Origin of the sequence: Alteromonas sp. W12, assembly GCF_001924945.1 — a bacterium.
Classification (GTDB): domain Bacteria; phylum Pseudomonadota; class Gammaproteobacteria; order Enterobacterales; family Alteromonadaceae; genus Alteromonas; species Alteromonas macleodii.
In genome coordinates this window covers 23,960-40,835 of the sequence record NZ_LQXH01000013.1, presented here as the reverse complement: position 1 = coordinate 40,835, position 16,876 = coordinate 23,960, and the positions used below count along the sequence as shown (strand labels likewise).

Here is a 16,876-nt window from a genome sequence, read left to right as displayed (position 1 = left end):
ATAGGCGTTAAGCCATCGAGACCAATAACTGTTCGCACCATGCTTCGATGCGTGCGTCTGTTTTGTCGTATTGGTTTTCATCGTCAAGAGACAGGCCAACAAACTGAGTTTTGTCTTCGGTTAACGCTTTTGAGGCGGTAAACTCGTAGCCTTCGTTTGGCCAATAACCCACGATCTTACAGCCTGATGGCAATATTGCATCGTGAAGCATGCCTAGTGCATCTTGAAACCATTCACCGTAACCAAGTTGATCGCCAAGTCCGAATAAGGCGATGGTTTTCCCTGATAAATCCAAACCGTGCACTTCTTCCCAATGAGACTCCCAATCTTCCTGGAGCTCGCCAAAGTCCCACGTTGAAATACCAAAAATGATAATGTCGTATTCGGCCGTGCGCGTTAGGTTAACGTCTTTAATGTTGTGAAGGTCAACAATATCTTCGTCGAAAAGGCTATTGAGCTGCGCTTGGATTTTTTCTGCTGCCATTTCGGTATAGCAGGTTGTTGAGCCGTAAAATAATCCGATGGACAGTGCGCTATCACTCATTAGATACCTCTTTTGAACTAATCGTCTTTAGAAGCTGGGAATTCTACCTCTTTACCGTTGCTCAACAAAGCTTTGCACTGAACATCGGTGTTTTTCTGTGAAATTTTTAATACACCAATGGCGCAACCGTTGAATAATTCGCCATAGCCCAAACTTGGTTCTCTCGCTTTTACCGACATATTTCGGCGTCTTGTGAAAAGGTTGAGGGGCGATTTGGAGCGATAAAGCACGCGGTTTAATCTATCTAGCCATTTGATCAATCCATCCGGAAAGGCGTTTTTTAATCCGCTGCAGGTGAACTGGGTGATGTGAGGGCTGTTGCGCCTAAAGCGCAGGCGTACATCGTATACAAAGGAATAGTGCACATCGCCAGATAGAATGATGAAATCGGGGGGCGTTTTGTAATGCCTGAATATGTTTAATATAACGTTCGCGGTGCCTTTGTGGGCCATCCAGTTCTCAGCATCAACAGTAAGCGCTTTGCCAAAAAACGTAAACACCTTTTGAATGGCTTCGATAACCTTTACACCATAAATGGGAGCGGCAGAGACAACGATGACAGATTTTTTGCCTATTATCGAATGCTGAAAATCACACAGTGCTTCCCAGTCCATTAGCCCCGAGGGCTTATTCATATTAGATTCACTGCGCCAACGCTGCGTGCGGGTGTCTAAAACCTCAATAGGTGGTGTGGTATCTAAACGGTAATGCCACTGATCAAAATCCAAAAGATCATCAATGATTTCATCGTGCGAGTTTAAACCGCTTTCTCCCATTGATTCTTGTACTTTAGCAATTAATGGCGCTACTTTTTTTGGTGCATTTCCCCATCCTTGGCAAAGCAAGTAGCCGATAAGCGCATTGCCGATCATGCGTTTTGATAGAGGGTTTCCATAGACTTCTTGTTCCCAGCCCCGGGTTAAGTTCCAATCGTCGGTAACATCGTGATCGTCAAAGATCATATAGGTAGGAATATGTGCCAGAGCCCTACGTACCTGCGGTAGCTGTTTTACAAAGCCGTTAAGCGTCTCGTGTTCTTTGTCGAAAATGGCGTGGTATTTTGGGGGGATCCCATCTTTATCTATATTGATATCAGCCCAAAGCGTGTCGGACCACACCAGTAAATACATAGCGATGATCTCCGCACTGCCAATCAAATGGTTTTGCGCGTTTACTGATGTGAATACCGGTTTTTTCTTAGCACCAAAGAATATTGAAGACAGTACCGTATTGGTCGCAATTTGTGGCAGAAGCTGCTCTCGTTCGTAATACCCATGTTCATGTGTGGCAAGTTCATTAGTGTTGGTTACTACTGCCCCTTCCAGTGCTTCATGATAAAGACCTAAACGGTCAATCACGCTGTGTATGGCTTTAAGCATAGGACCTGCGACATCATCAGCGTAAATTTGATCGCCCGTCATCAACAGGAGATCGGGAAAATCATTTTGCTTTTTGAACGCATTTTTATGGAGTACATCTACTTGTGCTAGGGCATCATCACTGTGAAAGTGAGGCTTTCGGCATGAGCCGTGCAATATGGTCTCGGGAGTCTCGGTGTAGTGGAAACATAAGGAAGACTGTCCATCGTAAAGAAGCCCGCGTTGTTCATTTTCCCATGAAGCCTGCTGAGCATCGTCGCTAAAAGATAGCGAGTAACCTATCCGCGCAGTATCTTCGAAGGGCTCTGACGAAGTGAAAGAGAGCAAGTGTATAAATGCGTACTTACCTACGCGTATGGTTTCGCGTTGACAATTGCCGCTGACGACGACTTCATTTGCAGATAGATTTAGCGCAGGTGAATCGGCGTTACTGGTTACTACCCAAATATGACATTCTGTAGATGTCACCTTTCTTACTATTGGACCTGCAATAACTTGGGGCAAGTGCTGCGTAGAAATGACGCTCTCCTTTAATTTTCGTCAATATTAATACACGTAAGCGTGTTAACTAAATATGCTGCACATTAATCGAAAACATGATGACAGCACGACTATTTAACGTTGCCAAATCATATATGTACTCAGCAAACCTGATGTCTATCGCATAACCTTACTCTTTTTTGTGAATAAACGGTATGCTCGATATACTCCCTTACAATTTTTTCAGTTTTACCTTTTGCTCTCGTCTTAATAAACGGAGAGAGGACTTCACACTATGCTAAAATATTTAACCAGTGCTGTGCTAACCACTTTACTGATAAGCGCCTGTAGCGAGCCGAAAGACGTTGTTATTACTCCTGAACCTCAAGACTTAACAGAAGTCACTGTGGGTAAATGGATCCTTGATGAAAAAGGCAACGTTATGTTTGATCCTCAAACCTCAGGGTTAGTGGTGCTAGACGGTCAACTTGTCACTATCGCAGATGCTAGCGCTGATACCACTCAACAGTTGAAACTTCATAGCATTTCACCAGATTCCGCAACGCTGAGCGCATCGAGCGAACGCTTTTCATTTTCCAACACCGTGCGCCGAAGCTGTTTTTATAGCTATTTGAGTGAGCAGCCTGATTTAGAAGCGCTAGCCGTAGACCCCAGAGATACTAACGTAATTTATACGGTTACCGAAGATGCTACCCGTACCGGCGCATTAAGCCCTCGCTGTGAATCCAAATACGAGGAAACAGGGTCAACAGATTACCCTACCTTGTTGGTAAAATTGACACGAAAAGATAATGGCTCGGTTGAAATGTCGGATGTGCGACCTCTTCAGTTTCCCAACGATTTTGAAGTAGGTAATTTTCCTAACGACGGCATTGAAGGGTTGACGATGGCTGAAGACGGCACGTTATATCTGGCGCTAGAGAAAGATAAAGCAGGACAGCCAAGAATTTTTACATTGGCTGTTGATGAAGACTTTTTCTCGTCGAATGATTTTGCCACAGTGAGCGAGCCTAACCTTCAACTTCCTTCGTTTACTTCGGGTAATCACCCTATCAATGGACTGGCGTTATATACTCATTCAACGGGCGCATCCTATTTGTTTGGCGCAGCAAGAAACGACAATGAACTGTGGGTAATTGATGTGAGTGGCAGTAAGCCAACAAAGCGTATCCCTATTACTTTCGACGTTGCCGGAGACCAGAGTTGCGAACAGTACACAATGGATAATTCGTCGATGGAAGGATTAGTGACCATTGAAAATACCTTGTGGATCATTAACGATCCTTGGGAGAAAAACTACCTTAAAAACGCGACGTGTGAAGCGCATAAGAAGCGTTATGAAGACTTAGCGCCTTTATTATTTCCACTAGAAATTAACAGCGTTTGGTTTGAATAATAAGAAAACGAATAGATTGAAAAACAAAAGGGTTGCTTTTAAGCAACCCTTTTTATTGTTGGCTAACGCTATTGATAGCGCGCTTAATATCGCTGTTTTATTTATGCGTCGCTGCGAAGTCGAGAAGCGAAGGTTTTTTTGAACTTCGCAAGTTTAGGCGCCACCACCATAGAGCAATATTGGTTTTGTGGATTATTTTTGAAGTAATCTTGGTGGTAGTCTTCGGCGTCGTAGTAGTTATTTACTGCTACTATTTCAGTCACTACGGGATCGGGCCAAATCTCTTCTTCTGTGATTTCTGCGATAATTTTTTCTGCTTCAGCTTTTTGTGTATCGTCGTGATAGAAAACCGCGCTGCGATACTGTGTGCCTACATCATTGCCCTGTCTGTTAAGCTGTGTAGGGTTATGCAGCGCAAAGAAAATTTCTAGTATCTCTCGGTAGCTAATGCTGTCGGCATCAAACGTCACTTGTACCACTTCAGCATGGCCAGTATTTCCTTTGCATACCTCTTCATAGGTTGGATCGGCCTTTTCGCCTCCAGCATAGCCAGAAATTGCTTTTTCCACGCCTTCAACGCTATTAAACGCTGATTCGATACACCAAAAGCATCCGCCTGCCAACGTGGCGACTTGTAAATTTGCCATAGTAAAAACCTCTCTTAATCTTTGTCTGTAGTGTGGGTGCGGGTAGGTCACAACACAAGTCATCCAAGCGTGTTTTTTTATCGTATAAACGAATATTAAATAAGAATAATGTGCGAGCTGAGTGAAAGGTTTTAACATGTGAGGCTAGCTGCTTTCTTTCAAGCAGTTTGCAACTGGTAAGAATGCGTATAAACGTGTTCAAAATTTGGCAGAGGTATTCAGTCGTGATTATTTTCTATGACGGGTATTGTCCGTTGTGTATCGCTGAAATGCGTCATTTAAGAAAAAGAGACAAGCACAACAAATTAACATTGGTAGATATTCAGGCCCCCGATTTTTCGAACCGTTATCCAACCATGGATTGGCATGCACTCAATGCAAGAATTCACGGACTTCGTGAAGACGGGACGTTGATAACTGGCCTTGATGTCACTCATGAAGCATGGAAAGCCGTGGGCATGGGTTGGCTATATGCACCGCTTCGCTGGCCTGTTATTCGTCATGTAGCCGATGCTTTCTACAATGTATTCGCAAAGCATAGATACACCATTTCATACCTGTTAACAGGTAAAAAACGCCAGTGCGATCGCTGCATACCAGGAGAAGCCAGTGAAAAATAACGTCCTTATAGTGGGCGCGTCGGGCGGTATTGCGTCTGCGCTTATTGAGCAATATAGCAGTGATGGTGCTAGGGTGTTTGCGGTTAGTCGCGCCCCTTTATCTGACACCAATCATTCTGGGGAAGTTACCTATCATCAGCTGGCCGAACAGGACGATAGGCACATTAGCGAATTTGTTGAACAGCTGGCTGAACAGCAGGTTGTGTTAACTACGGTAGTTATCACAACAGGATTTCTACACCGCGAAAGCGATGGCATTCATCCTGAGAAACGTTTGGAAGATGTCAGCGAGCAGGCCTTAGCGGCTTATTTTTCGACTAACAGCATTATTCCCGCAATGTGGCTCAAGCATTTGGTGAATATTATGAGTAAAGAAGGCTCAACCCTTGTTTGCTTAAGCGCGAGAGTAGGGAGTATTTCAGATAATGGACTTGGCGGGTGGTACGGCTACCGCGCGTCGAAAGCGGCGCTCAACATGTTGGTTAAAACGGCGTCGGTAGAATACAAGCGCAGATTGAAAGACGTGATGCTTGTTTGTTATCACCCTGGGACGGTTGATACGGGGCTTTCTAAGCCTTTTCAAAAGAATGTCGCCGCCAAGAAACTGTTCACGCCTGAGTTTACCGCTAAACAGCTCATTCACCACCTTTCGGCGCTTAATCGAGACCAAGCTTGTCATTTTATCGACTGGAATGGCGAAGTGGTAACTTGGTGATACGGTCTAACATCATTTCAGCAAGTCCAACATCAAGACTTTTTATTTCACTGCTGTTACCATGCTATTTTTGGGAATGGTGCAGCGTATTGATAAGCCCATAGAGGTAGCAATACAACGCGTTGACGCCACACGTGAGTCATAACAACAAACGCCATCCTGATAATAAATAATACCAGTTCGCTCGGCTTGATTCTTACGAATAGTAAGTACCGACAACCAGCATAAATTGTGAGCTCACGACGTGTTTGTGCATCACAAGGCGTGATACGGCGAACTGCTATAACAATAACTCAACAAGAGGAAGGGATATGAGCGGGGCCAGAGAACAGTTCGGATCGCGCATAGGTTTTATTTTGGCTGCTGCAGGTTCTGCGGTAGGCATAGGTAATTTGGTAGGGTTTCCTGTCGGTGCAGCTAAAAATGGCGGTGGTGCATTTCTTTTAATGTACGCTATTTTCGTTTTTGCCATTTGTTTACCGGTAATGCTGGCGGAAATGTCAGTTGGTCGCCATGCTAAAAAAGACCCGCTTGGTGCATACAGTGATATAAGCGGTAATGAAAAGAAATGGAAAGTCGCGGGGTGGCTAGCTATTGCTACGCCGTTCATGATTGCCGTTTTCTACATGGTTATTACTGTGTGGCTTTTCGGCTATTTGTTCGAAGCAGTAAGCGGAAATCTAGACAAGTTAGCTAACCCAGAAACCTTTGGGCTGTTTATTAACTCAGAAGCCATCTTTTTATATATGGCGGCCGTTGTTGGTGTGGTCTACCTCATCCTTCAAGGCGGTGTAAAAGAAGGGATAGAAAAAGCGGCAAAGCTGCTCATGCCTGCGCTTTTCGTGATGCTTATCGGTCTCGTTATCTTCGTATTAACCCGCGAAAATGCGATGGCTGGCGTTGAGTTCTACATCGTTCCTGAGTTTTCAAAAATCACTGCTGAAGTGGTGAATGGTGCGCTATCGCAGGCCTTTTTCTCTCTATCGTTGGGTATGGGTATTCTTATTACCTATGGTAGCTACATTGATAAGCGTGCAGATGTACCGAGCGCTGCCAAGCTGGTGGCGTTAACAGACACGGCCGTGGCGTTCACCGCGGGTTTGATGATCCTTCCTGCCATCTTCTCTTTTAACCCAGACATTAACCCTGATGATTTAAGTGAATCGTCAGTGGGTATGATTTTTACTTATCTACCTAGTATCTTTCTAGCGTTACAAGATTCGATTGGATATATGGGCGCATCGATTGTCGCTAGCTTGTTCTTCTTATTAGTGTTCTTTGCGGCAATTACGTCGCTAGTGTCTATTTTTGAAGTACCTGTTGCGGCGCTTATGGATGAAAAAGGTGTAAGCCGTAAATGGGCGCTTGGGTCGCTAGGAAGTATTATGATTTTGCTAGCCATCCTAAGTGCGTTGTCATTCGGTAAAGTTGATATGCTTACGTCCTTTATGCACTACGCTGGCGCAGATAAATCACTGTTTGATGTCATTTACGATGTGTTCTACGACACGATTTTGCCTTTAAACGGCTTGCTAATTTGTTTGTTTGTTATTTATCGTTGGAAGAGTGCAAACTTCAATGCTTCTTTGGAAGAGGGCAGCAGTGGTTACAAAGGCAGCTGGTTTGAAAAGTACGTGGATATTTCGCTTAAAACCTTTATTCCGCTTATTTTACTCGTGATTTTTGTAAACACGGTAGCGGTAAAATACTTCGGGTTGAGCCTATTCGGATAGTCAGGTTTTACAAGAAATGACGTGAGCTAGCAGTGAGCTCAACTTAAAAACGGCAAGCCTAAAGCTTGCCGTTTTTGTTTGTGTCAGAGTGTGTATTTTACACTAAGTGTAAAGCCTAAAACATGCGATAGGGGTCGCTATACTCTGGTGTAATATTTAGCCTTGCCCAGCTTTGTGCGGCGTCAATCACTTTGCCAGCAGGTTCTGCTTCAGTATCAGAAAAGCGAGGAGCATCAATATCCATCGCCTTCGCTGCATCCACGTAATAAATACCGCGCTTAGGATGAGACAAGCTGCAAAGGTGAATAACATCGTTAAGCGGCTTGCCACAAATGATGGTCGTCAGCGCAGATACAATGTCGTACACATGTACAAGGTTTATTCGCTTATTTCCTGCATCTAACTGTTTTCCACTTAACGAGCGGGCGGGGTGACGGTCTGGGCCTACTAAACCGGCTAGGCGAACAATACTGATATCAACCTTACCTCGCTTAGACAATAAATAGTCTTCAATAGTCACGTGGGCTTTGGCCGAGGCTGTTTGCGGCTGTGTAGTGCTAACTTCGGACACTACCTCGTTTGTTGCATCGCCGTAAACCGACGTGGTGCTGATAAACACGATATGCGCCACCTTTACGCTGATGGCTGCGTCTATCAACTGCAGCATATTGTTGGTGTATGACGCGAGATCTGTGTTTCTCCTGCCAGGGGGAATATTTAGCAACAAGGTAGCGTTTGGCAAATGGTTACAAAGCGCTGATGTATCTTCGCCCAGGGCATATTCAATTGCGGTGATACCTTGGTCTTTTAACGCGAGACGTTTCTGTTGGCTTCGAGTGGTGCCAACAATATTGACCTTGCCTGAAAGTGCGTTGCCCACATAGCTGGCTAACCAGCCGTAGCCACTAATTACTACATTTTGAGTCATCGATTAAATACCCCTTTGTTTAGGGTTTAAGAGTACATTAATTGGAGGGCGGTTGTCGTTAACTGTAAAAATGAAAAACCGACTGGGTTACAGTCGGTTTTCTAAGGTGAGTGGTTAGAGTTGCAAGTCGTTTCGTTTTGCGCGTTTAGTTAGCTAAATGCTCCAACTACATTTTCATTTCGTCGTTGTGGTCATGGTGGTTGTCTTGATCAATATCTAGCAGGTTCAAGTCATCTAGCCCAGATATGGATGCCTGCATTTTGCCTTCGGCATAATCCGCTTTCTTCAGTACCTTACACAATGCATCGCCTTTTTCTTCTAGCGCAGCCGCTTGGCTTTCTAAGCGATATTCTAAATCTTCACCCCAGCGCTCCATCTTTTGCTCAAACTCAGACATATCACCGCCTTCCCACAACATTTGTGTTCCTACGGCAATAAGTATTCTACCCATAGACTCACTGATTAAAGACTCAATTTGCGCTTCGAATTCTTGCTCCCAGCTTTCGTCAAACCAACCTGGCTCATCGAATTTAGTTGAATCAACGCGAATATTGCCTGCGTCATCATAGAATGAAGTGTTTAGTTTGGTTTCAAGTGAGTCGAACAGTTCACGAAAATCGTCACCCATTTGATCGCCGCCTAACAGTTCAGTAAATACTTCAGTCACTGCCACGTTGGCAATTTGCAGCCCTTCACTGGCGATATTCAAGGTCATAGGGATGGCGATATCAATGTTGTTGTAATATTCACTTACCCAGCGCTGTTGTTCGCTGTCAAGCGATACTGGTTCGCCGTTAATGCTCATATTGTGATGGGAGTCAATCGTCATCACTGAGCCATTGTCCATCTGTACCGTTAGATCACCTTGGTAATATTGAATATGACCATCAAGCTCCATGTCACAACTGTTGTTTTGAAAGCTGCTGTCATGCGCAAATGCGTGGCCGCTCATTAAAGCACTGGTAAGGGCAACTGAAAGTAATAGTTTCTTAGACATTGTTCATTCCTTAATTTACGTGTGACGCGTTAACGAAAGTGCTCGAAGCAAACTGCAATGCGTTGTAGTGTCACTGTCAGATAGACGCTAACGATACTCGCTGTTATACCTAAGGTAGAGCAATGGCCTTGCCAATATTTAAAGTCTATATCTTTCAAATGGTTAGTAATATTTGATGATTTCTCTGTGCTCTGCTAAATACACTATTTAGTGAGATTACCAACTAATTAGTAGTTTTGACTAAGATCAATTAATACCGATAGCGGTACATTTAAGCCAATCCAAGCATGGTTAAATCTTATTTATTGGTGCATAATACCGCCAATATTTTTAAGGGGTTATCACAATGGCTGATTGGATTAATGCAATTATGTTTGGTGTTGCGCTAATTGCCTTTACGCTAGGGCTAAGCAGCATCGTTATGGGCTTTATGACTGCTAAAGCAGGTGCTGAAGGTATGCAGGAAAAAATCGAGTACGGTTTTTTTGGCGTTACTGGTTTAGTACTTTGCTTACTGATGGCCTACGCATTGGCTTAAGCGATAAGCATTAAAAAAAACCGGCTATCTCAGCCGGTTTTTTTTCGTCTTGAACAAGTCTTTATTCATCACTGCCTTATCGATTAGGTTCGCTCTTCTCCTGAGCATCCTCAGGCGCATTGTCGCTTTCGGGACTATTTCTATAAGCGCTTTGTTCGCGATGGGCAAGCAGCGACAAATGTCCATCACGTTGATAAGCGCGTAAATCGAACAAATCCAGCATAGCCATAACGTGGTCGAAAATATCCGCCTGTACTTTTTCGTACCTCACCCATTCCTTTTGTGCACTGAAGCAGTAAATTTCTAAAGGTAAACCAAGCTCATTAGGCGGTAGCTGCCTAACCATTAGGGTCAGTTCTTGGTTTATATCCGGGTGCTTGCGCAAGTATGCCTCTAAATAAGCTCTAAAAGTGCCGATGTTGGTAAGGCGACGGCTGTTTAGCAGATCCGACTCATCAATGGAGTAATCTCGGTGATAAGCGCGGAGCTCATTTTTCTTCTTATCGATATATTCGTTGATATAGCGAATTTTCGAAAAGCGCTCTAGCATATCGTTGTCACAGAGCTTAATAGAGTGCACATCAATATAAATGGCGCGCTTAATCCTGCGTCCGCCAGACTCTTGCATACCGCGCCAGTTCTTAACTGCTTCTGTAGTAAGGCTGTAAGTCGGCAGCGTAGAAATGGTTTTATCCCAGTTCTGTACTTTGACGTTGGTAAGGCCTATCTCGAGTATTTCACCATCTACTTCATACTTAGGCATGGCAATCCAGTCGCCCGTATTAAACATGCGGTTAGCGGCTATTTGAATGCCGGCAACAAAGCCCAGAATGGTGTCTCTGAATATCAATAGTAAAACAGCGGCAATGGCGGTTAAGCCAGACACAATAAGTAGCGGGCTTCTGTCTACAATTAAAGAGATACTTAATAGTATGGTGACAATAGCAAATGCCAATTTGGTAACTTGAATAAAGCCAGTGATAGGTGCGCGTTTAGCAAGCGCTGAGGCGTTATAAACGTCTTCCACTGTGCTCAACATGGCATATAAGGCAAGAAGGCCGCTATATAGCATGTATAGCTGAGCGCTCTTTATCACCATACCGTGCATCACGGCTTCATCGCTAATAAGTACCGGTGTGGTTAAGTAAATAAACAGGGCAGGAAACAGGTGCATTAAGCGACGGAAAAATCCGTGCTGCTGCAAGGCGTTGTCCCAGAGGTTATTGGATTTGTATACCCAACTGGCTATCTGGGGGCGCACCAATAGCCTTGCGATAATATAGATTACCGCCGACACCACTAAAATACTACTTAGTGCGATGACGTTATACAGCGGATCTTCAGTAGTAAGATTCGGGAAAATATCATTAACTATGTGAATAAAGTTATCGCGTACTGAAGCACTGACTTCCATTAATTACGACTCCAACATTTTCTTTATACGGTTGTCTTTATTTTCCCATAGACCGTTCAACCAGTTTTGGAAATAAAGACGAAACTCAGACTCAGTGCGTTCTGAATGCTGTTGTAATTCAGGTACCGGCGTAACGTTCACATCGATCACGATTTTTGTCATCTGACCGCTAAGCATTGCCATCATAGGATGACGCTTATTTTCCGGGTAAAGCAGCGAGATATCTAACACGTTGGTAAATAATTCGCCCATAGCTGAGAGCGTAAAGGAAACGCCGCCGGCTTTGGGGGGCAGGAGGTTTTCATAGGGACTTTGCTTTGACAGATGCTTCAATGAAGTAAATCGAGTTCCCTCTACAAAGTTAATGACCGTTGTGGGCACCGTTCTAAACTTCTCACAATACGCTTTGGTGGTTTCGAGATCCTTTCCTTTTTTCTCTGGGTGCTTTTCTAAATACGCACGGGTGTATCTGTGCATAAACGGCATATCAAGTGCCCAGGCACCCAGTCCGACAAATGGCAGCCAAATAAGCTCTTTCTTAAGGAAAAATTTGGGTGCAGGAATGCGGTTCGTTGCGAATTCAATGAGCAGAATAATGTCGAGGTAGCTTAAATGATTGGCAATAATCAGATACCAACGGTCTTTTGACAGTTCGCCGTGTACCGAACACTCAATATCGACGCGGTTAAACAAGCGTATCATGAGAACGCTGACCCGTCCGAAGCTAAACATTAGCCCGTGCATCACTTTATTCCATGCCGTTCTTATCTTTCCGTTAGGCATAATAAGTTTTACCAAACCCAGTAAGATAATTAAGCCTCCCCACAACGCAAGATTGAGGATTTGTAGTGAAGTATGTAATACGAAAATAAAAGGAGCGAGTACTGCGCGAATCATAATGGTTTCTGTGTTGCGTTTAGTGAATCTAAAAGTTGATCTTTGGCATGCCAGCGTTCATTCAACCACGTCTGAAAACGGGCTCGAACTTGCGGATCATCAAAATAATTGTCGCTGAAAATGCCGTTTTCCATAATGTCTTTGATGGGCATTACGTTGATATTCACACGAATATCACGAACCTTACCACTAACGAAGTCCCAGAAAGACGGTACGCCGTTCGGATAATCAATTGTGACATCAATAAGCTTATGCAAATGATCGCCCATCGCAGATAAAACGAATGCAATGCCGCCTGCTTTAGGCTTAAGTAAATGAGTGAAAGGCGAGGCCTGCTTGTCGTGCTTGGCTTGCGTAAAGCGGGTGCCTTCAACAAAATTCATAATACTTACAGGCTTATTCCTAAATTTCTCACACGCTTGACGCGTGGTTTCCATATCCTTTCCTTTCAAATGCGGGTTTTTAGCCAAAAATGATTTGGAATACCGGCGCATAAATGGAAAATCGAGTGCCCACCAAGCCAGACCTAAAATGGGAACATAGATAAGCTCTTTTTTGAGGAAAAATTTCAAAAATGGGATTCTTCGGTTAAATACACGTTGAAGAACTAAGATATCGACCCAAGATTGATGGTTAGCAACAACGAGATACCAATCATCTCGAGTGAGTTTTTCTAGTCCGTTTATTTGCCATTTGGTGCGTCCGCTGATGCGCTGATTCAGGTTATTAACGCCGATCCACGCAGTCGCGCATGCGTCGAGTAAATAAGAAATGAATCGTCGCCACGGCGCAATAGGTATAAGTTTAAAAATAGCCAATATGAAAATAGGCGTTGACCACACTACCGTATTGACGAAATAGCAGATGACCGAAATAGTGCCAACAATATGATGCAACAGTGCTTTTACCATTGTACTTACCTCAAAAATTAGGCGCTTAGTGTAAACGAACTTGATCTAAAATCCGATAGAGCCTTTACTGATTCCACAATAAAGGTGCAAATTTACGTATTTAAGGAGCTGAAATGGAGCTTATTGGCGAAAATAGAGCATTCGGGGGACGGCATTTACGCTATACCCATAAAGCTGAAACAACACAATGCGATATGACCTTCGCAATTTTTCTTCCCCCTTTCGCCTCGAAAGAAAAGCCAGTGCCCGTGCTTTACTGGCTGTCAGGGCTGACATGTACCGACCAGAACTTTATGCAAAAAGCCGGTGCAATGAAGCTAGCGGCGGAATTAGGTATGGCTATTGTAGCGCCCGATACATCTCCCCGTGGCGGAAACGTTCCAGATGACGAAGAAGGATCTTATGACTTTGGCCTTGGGGCAGGCTTCTACGTTGACGCTACGCAGGCGCCGTGGGATAAGCATTACAAAATGTATAGCTATATTGTGAACGAGCTACCTGCGCTTATTGAAAGCGAGTTCCCTGTAACCAAAGAGCGCGCTATTAGCGGTCACTCAATGGGCGGACACGGTGCTTTAGTTATTGGTATGCGTAATCCTAATAAGTTTGTATCGGTATCGGCCTTTAGCCCTATCTCAAATCCTTCAGATTGTCCGTGGGGCGAGAAAGCCTTGGGTCGATACTTAGGCGATGACAAGGCGGCATGGCAGGATTACGACGCCTCGTTGCTATTAGCAAGCAAAACACACAGCGTACCTCTGCTAGTAGAGCAAGGGACAAAAGATGAGTTCTTGCACGAGCAGCTGAAACCTCAGTCTCTTGTTCATGCTGCGCAACAGTCAGATACGCAACTTACGCTTAACATGCATGAAGGTTACGATCATAGTTACTTCTTTATTGCATCATTTATTGAAGAGCACTTGGAGTTCCATGCAGGACACATGGGGCTAATTTAAGCGTAAAATACAAGCTGTAAAAAAGCCGGATCGTACTCCGGCTTTTTTGTTTATGGCTGGTGAAGCTTTGCTTAAGCTTACTTTAGCTTTTGCGCTAAAGTTATAAATTCAGGTATGGCAACGGGGCGCTGATATAAGTAACCCTGACCATAAGCACACCGATGATTTTGCAAAAACTGTTGCTGCTGTTGGGTTTCAATACCTTCTGCAATAATCTTAATGTTTAAGTTGCTCGCCAGTCCAAGAATAGCCTGAACGATAGCTTGGTCGTCGGTGTTTTTCTCAAGTTCACTGACAAAGGAACGGTCAATCTTAAGCTCATCGATAGGCAGTTTCTTCAGATACACCAGTGAACTAAAACCTGTACCGAAATCGTCAATCGACACGGTGATCCCCATTGCTCGAAGCTCGTTGAGTAATACTGAAACGGTATCCAAGCTTTCCACAAACACGCTTTCGGTTAACTCGATAGATAAGTTTGAGCCGGGGAGTTGGTGATCTTCCAATGCGTTTTTAATTTGGTTTAGTAGTGCTAAATCTGACACTTGGCGGCCAGAGATATTAATGGCCAACCTAATGTCTAAATTAGAAGCCTTTAACGCTTCTATAGCATCACAAGCTTCATTGATAAGCCACTCGCCGAAAGGGAAAATGAGTTCACTTTTTTCAGCAAGAGGAATGAACACTTCTGGGGAAATAAACTTACCTTCCGGCGTTATCCATCTTGCCAATGCCTCGCATTTAACAATTTTGCCAGTCTCTAAATCGACAATAGGCTGCAAAAAGAGTTTGAGTTCATTGTTTTCGATGGCAGAACGTAGCTGACTCTCAAGCTCGCTAATTGCATGATGTTGTTTGTGTAGTTCTTCACTGTAGGTAAGTACCACATTGCGACCTTGGTATTTAGCGGCCTGCAAGGCGATGTCAGCACACTGAAGAAGTGATTCGGTTGACGGGCAGTGTCGGGGAAAGTTCGCTTCGCCAATATTTATGCCTAAATTCGGCTCGCTGCCATTGAGAACGGTATAGGTTTGAGTGAGCTTTTTGACTAGCTGCTCAATATACTCGGCACTGATAAGTTCGTTAAAGGTATCTTCACGTTTCACCAATGCAAACTCATTGCTGCCTATTCTCGCTATAAACCCGCTGTTGCCGACAAAGGTCTGCAGTCGCAGTGCGAACGATTTAAGGATCTCGTCACCCGACTGATAGCTAAGTGATTCATTTATCTTCTTAAAGTCGCATATATCTATGATGAACAACTTGAATGCGATTTCTTCCTGAACCAGTCTTCTTACTGTATCGGTAAACAAATTGCGATTGGCTACCTTTGTTAACGAGTCCATTCCACTGGCAGTTAATACGCTCTCTTCTTTATTGTGGATATGGGTAATATCGGTAAGTAGGTAAACCCAATGGGTTAACTCATCCCCTTGTAATACAGGGTGAATGGTAACCTGAAGCCACACACCATAATCGTCAACAGGTTGCCAATAAAGCTCCCCTTGCCAGGGGGCTTTTCGCTGCACCAGTGCGGGAAGAAACGTTGCCGGCGCATCAATATCAGTAAGAAGCTCGTTGACGCGAATAGAGCTTGGCGTTGTGCTATTACACAGCAGCAATCTATGAGACGCTTTGTTGTCCAATATCAATCCGCCTTTGTCGTCTAAAATGACAACGCCGGTTTCCAGGTTGTGAATAGCTTGCTGAATGGGCGGAACGAGCTTTTGAAGTCGGGTGTTCTTGCGTAAAACACCATTTAATTTGTGCCTAATATACTCATGCTGACCTACAATTTCGTGATGGCTTAGCAATAATTCCCGCGCGGCTTGCAGCGTTTTACGTTTTTCGTCAAATTGCTCTTCTACGTTTTTAACGACCAGATAGCGAGAACCCGATTCGCTATTAATCGCCAATGCTTCTAAGCGAAGTACTTGGCTCTCATTGTGCTCCGTCCAAAAGCCAGATGAAAGCGTAAATGACGTTTCGCCTTTCCATACCTCGTCGGCATCGAGAAAAAAGTCGTCTAAAAAAATGGAGGGGATATGCTTCTTTTGCAGTTTGTTGTTTTCGTCAATAGTCACAACATTTGCTAGCCATGGAAGTTCTGGCGTTAAGCATTCAATGTCGCTTTCGGAGTTACACCTAAATAGCGCGCAGTTAGTAATGCCTAATGCATTTAATAAATGAATATCCATGGCAATCTCCTACCAAAACGCAATTGTACTGAATAAATTCTCTACATTTTCACCGGTCTTTGCGCTGGTCTTCGTTAGTGAAGCGAATTTTTGAGCGTAAGAATTGAGTTCTTCCTCACTCCAGTGCCAACTTGTGGGGAGATCGGTTTTATTTACAACAAAAAATGCGGGGATATCGGGGTAGTGTTCGCGTGCGAGTTCTAGAATTTCCATGCCTTCAAGCAAGGATTGAGACCGAGTTTGGTCAACTACAATAATGTAGGCGCTTGCGCCGCGAAGGTAGCGAGGGTTGAAGCCACAGTATCTGTCGATACCTTCTAAATCCCAAAGTAGAAGCTGAACGCCGCGTCCGTCTTTATTGACTTGTTTCTTGTCTATTTTTACGCCAATAGTGGTCTTGTATTTTTCGGAGAAAATACCTTCAACGAACTGTTTTATCAGGCTTGTTTTGCCAACACCAGTGGGCCCTAAAATACATACTTTTTTCTGTATCACTGCAAAG

General features: G+C 44.0%; 16 protein-coding genes. 6 read left to right on the top strand and 10 right to left on the bottom strand.

The window, feature by feature from the left end; genetic code table 11:
• Nucleotides 1-7: 7 nt before the first annotated feature.
• Entirely contained in the window at nucleotides 8-544 is a 537-nt protein-coding gene (fldB, locus tag AWH61_RS18750; protein WP_014950744.1) for a flavodoxin FldB, read from the bottom strand.
• A gap of 17 nt (nucleotides 545-561) precedes the next feature.
• The gene (locus tag AWH61_RS18745) at nucleotides 562-2,427 is read right to left on the bottom strand and encodes a metallophosphoesterase family protein (protein WP_075177897.1); all 1,866 of its coding nucleotides are present in this window, start codon (nucleotides 2,425-2,427) and stop codon (nucleotides 562-564) included.
• Nucleotides 2,428-2,698: 271 nt separating this feature from the next.
• Here AWH61_RS18745 and AWH61_RS18740 point away from each other — a divergent pair, with 271 nt between their 5' ends.
• Nucleotides 2,699-3,820, top strand: a complete 1,122-nt coding sequence (locus tag AWH61_RS18740; RefSeq protein ID WP_075177896.1) for a hypothetical protein — start codon at nucleotides 2,699-2,701, stop codon at nucleotides 3,818-3,820.
• A 101-nt stretch (nucleotides 3,821-3,921) separates the two neighbouring features.
• Here the strand turns inward: AWH61_RS18740 and msrA are convergent, their stop codons facing one another.
• Complete coding sequence (msrA, locus tag AWH61_RS18735; protein ID WP_014950741.1) at nucleotides 3,922-4,467, bottom strand: peptide-methionine (S)-S-oxide reductase MsrA; 546 nt, start codon at nucleotides 4,465-4,467, stop codon at nucleotides 3,922-3,924.
• A 224-nt stretch (nucleotides 4,468-4,691) separates the two neighbouring features.
• Here msrA and AWH61_RS18730 point away from each other — a divergent pair, with 224 nt between their 5' ends.
• The 3 genes from AWH61_RS18730 to AWH61_RS18720 all read left to right on the top strand — a co-directional run bounded on the left by AWH61_RS18730 (nucleotide 4,692) and on the right by AWH61_RS18720 (nucleotide 7,535).
• Nucleotides 4,692-5,087 carry a thiol-disulfide oxidoreductase DCC family protein gene (locus AWH61_RS18730; protein WP_014977428.1) on the top strand — a complete coding sequence of 132 codons (396 nt, stop codon included), beginning with the start codon at nucleotides 4,692-4,694 and terminating at the stop codon, nucleotides 5,085-5,087.
• Nucleotides 5,077-5,802, top strand: coding sequence for an SDR family NAD(P)-dependent oxidoreductase (locus AWH61_RS18725; RefSeq protein ID WP_075177895.1), 726 nt, complete (start codon nucleotides 5,077-5,079; stop codon nucleotides 5,800-5,802). The genes AWH61_RS18730 and AWH61_RS18725 overlap by 11 nt, the downstream gene beginning before the upstream one ends.
• A gap of 311 nt (nucleotides 5,803-6,113) precedes the next feature.
• Entirely contained in the window at nucleotides 6,114-7,535 is a 1,422-nt protein-coding gene (locus tag AWH61_RS18720) for a sodium-dependent transporter (protein ID WP_014950738.1), read from the top strand.
• Between the two features lie 115 nt (nucleotides 7,536-7,650).
• Here the strand turns inward: AWH61_RS18720 and AWH61_RS18715 are convergent, their stop codons facing one another.
• A complete protein-coding gene (locus AWH61_RS18715; RefSeq protein ID WP_075177894.1) occupies nucleotides 7,651-8,463 on the bottom strand; it encodes an NAD-dependent epimerase/dehydratase family protein in 813 nt (270 codons plus the stop codon).
• A gap of 166 nt (nucleotides 8,464-8,629) precedes the next feature.
• Nucleotides 8,630-9,460, bottom strand: coding sequence for a DUF2884 family protein (locus AWH61_RS18710; protein ID WP_075177893.1), 831 nt, complete (start codon nucleotides 9,458-9,460; stop codon nucleotides 8,630-8,632).
• A gap of 346 nt (nucleotides 9,461-9,806) precedes the next feature.
• Here AWH61_RS18710 and AWH61_RS18705 point away from each other — a divergent pair, with 346 nt between their 5' ends.
• Nucleotides 9,807-9,998 (top strand): hypothetical protein, encoded by a 192-nt coding sequence (locus AWH61_RS18705; RefSeq protein ID WP_014950735.1) that lies wholly within the window; start codon nucleotides 9,807-9,809, stop codon nucleotides 9,996-9,998.
• 76 nt (nucleotides 9,999-10,074) lie between these two features.
• Here the strand turns inward: AWH61_RS18705 and AWH61_RS18700 are convergent, their stop codons facing one another.
• The 3 genes from AWH61_RS18700 to yihG (AWH61_RS18690) are packed head-to-tail and all read right to left on the bottom strand — an operon-like array spanning nucleotide 10,075 to nucleotide 13,220.
• A complete protein-coding gene (locus AWH61_RS18700; RefSeq protein ID WP_014950734.1) occupies nucleotides 10,075-11,412 on the bottom strand; it encodes a mechanosensitive ion channel family protein in 1,338 nt (445 codons plus the stop codon).
• Nucleotides 11,413-11,415: 3 nt separating this feature from the next.
• A complete protein-coding gene (gene yihG / locus AWH61_RS18695; RefSeq protein ID WP_014950733.1) occupies nucleotides 11,416-12,309 on the bottom strand; it encodes a 1-acylglycerol-3-phosphate O-acyltransferase, YihG family in 894 nt (297 codons plus the stop codon).
• Nucleotides 12,306-13,220 carry a 1-acylglycerol-3-phosphate O-acyltransferase, YihG family gene (gene yihG, locus AWH61_RS18690; RefSeq protein WP_039231212.1) on the bottom strand — a complete coding sequence of 305 codons (915 nt, stop codon included), beginning with the start codon at nucleotides 13,218-13,220 and terminating at the stop codon, nucleotides 12,306-12,308. The genes yihG (AWH61_RS18695) and yihG (AWH61_RS18690) overlap by 4 nt, the downstream gene beginning before the upstream one ends.
• A 113-nt stretch (nucleotides 13,221-13,333) precedes the next feature.
• Here yihG (AWH61_RS18690) and fghA point away from each other — a divergent pair, with 113 nt between their 5' ends.
• Complete coding sequence (gene fghA / locus AWH61_RS18685; RefSeq protein WP_075177892.1) at nucleotides 13,334-14,176, top strand: S-formylglutathione hydrolase; 843 nt, start codon at nucleotides 13,334-13,336, stop codon at nucleotides 14,174-14,176.
• A 77-nt stretch (nucleotides 14,177-14,253) separates the two neighbouring features.
• Here the strand turns inward: fghA and AWH61_RS18680 are convergent, their stop codons facing one another.
• Nucleotides 14,254-16,374 (bottom strand): putative bifunctional diguanylate cyclase/phosphodiesterase, encoded by a 2,121-nt coding sequence (locus AWH61_RS18680; protein ID WP_014950730.1) that lies wholly within the window; start codon nucleotides 16,372-16,374, stop codon nucleotides 14,254-14,256.
• Between the two features lie 9 nt (nucleotides 16,375-16,383).
• Entirely contained in the window at nucleotides 16,384-16,869 is a 486-nt protein-coding gene (locus tag AWH61_RS18675; protein WP_014950729.1) for a Rab family GTPase, read from the bottom strand.
• Nucleotides 16,870-16,876 lie beyond the last annotated feature (7 nt).

What these genes read in the sequence shown, in the direction of transcription:
- fldB (WP_014950744.1), bottom strand. Translation starts at nt 544, where the DNA reads ATGAGTGATAGCGCACTGTCCATCGGATTATTTTACGGCTCAACAACC.
- AWH61_RS18740 (WP_075177896.1), top strand. Translation starts at nt 2,699, where the DNA reads ATGCTAAAATATTTAACCAGTGCTGTGCTAACCACTTTACTGATAAGC.
- msrA (WP_014950741.1), bottom strand. Translation starts at nt 4,467, where the DNA reads ATGGCAAATTTACAAGTCGCCACGTTGGCAGGCGGATGCTTTTGGTGT.
- AWH61_RS18720 (WP_014950738.1), top strand. Translation starts at nt 6,114, where the DNA reads ATGAGCGGGGCCAGAGAACAGTTCGGATCGCGCATAGGTTTTATTTTG.
- AWH61_RS18715 (WP_075177894.1), bottom strand. Translation starts at nt 8,463, where the DNA reads ATGACTCAAAATGTAGTAATTAGTGGCTACGGCTGGTTAGCCAGCTAT.
- AWH61_RS18710 (WP_075177893.1), bottom strand. Translation starts at nt 9,460, where the DNA reads ATGTCTAAGAAACTATTACTTTCAGTTGCCCTTACCAGTGCTTTAATG.
- AWH61_RS18705 (WP_014950735.1), top strand. Translation starts at nt 9,807, where the DNA reads ATGGCTGATTGGATTAATGCAATTATGTTTGGTGTTGCGCTAATTGCC.
- AWH61_RS18700 (WP_014950734.1), bottom strand. Translation starts at nt 11,412, where the DNA reads ATGGAAGTCAGTGCTTCAGTACGCGATAACTTTATTCACATAGTTAAT.
- yihG (WP_014950733.1), bottom strand. Translation starts at nt 12,309, where the DNA reads ATGATTCGCGCAGTACTCGCTCCTTTTATTTTCGTATTACATACTTCA.
- yihG (WP_039231212.1), bottom strand. Translation starts at nt 13,220, where the DNA reads ATGGTAAAAGCACTGTTGCATCATATTGTTGGCACTATTTCGGTCATC.
- fghA (WP_075177892.1), top strand. Translation starts at nt 13,334, where the DNA reads ATGGAGCTTATTGGCGAAAATAGAGCATTCGGGGGACGGCATTTACGC.
- AWH61_RS18680 (WP_014950730.1), bottom strand. Translation starts at nt 16,374, where the DNA reads ATGGATATTCATTTATTAAATGCATTAGGCATTACTAACTGCGCGCTA.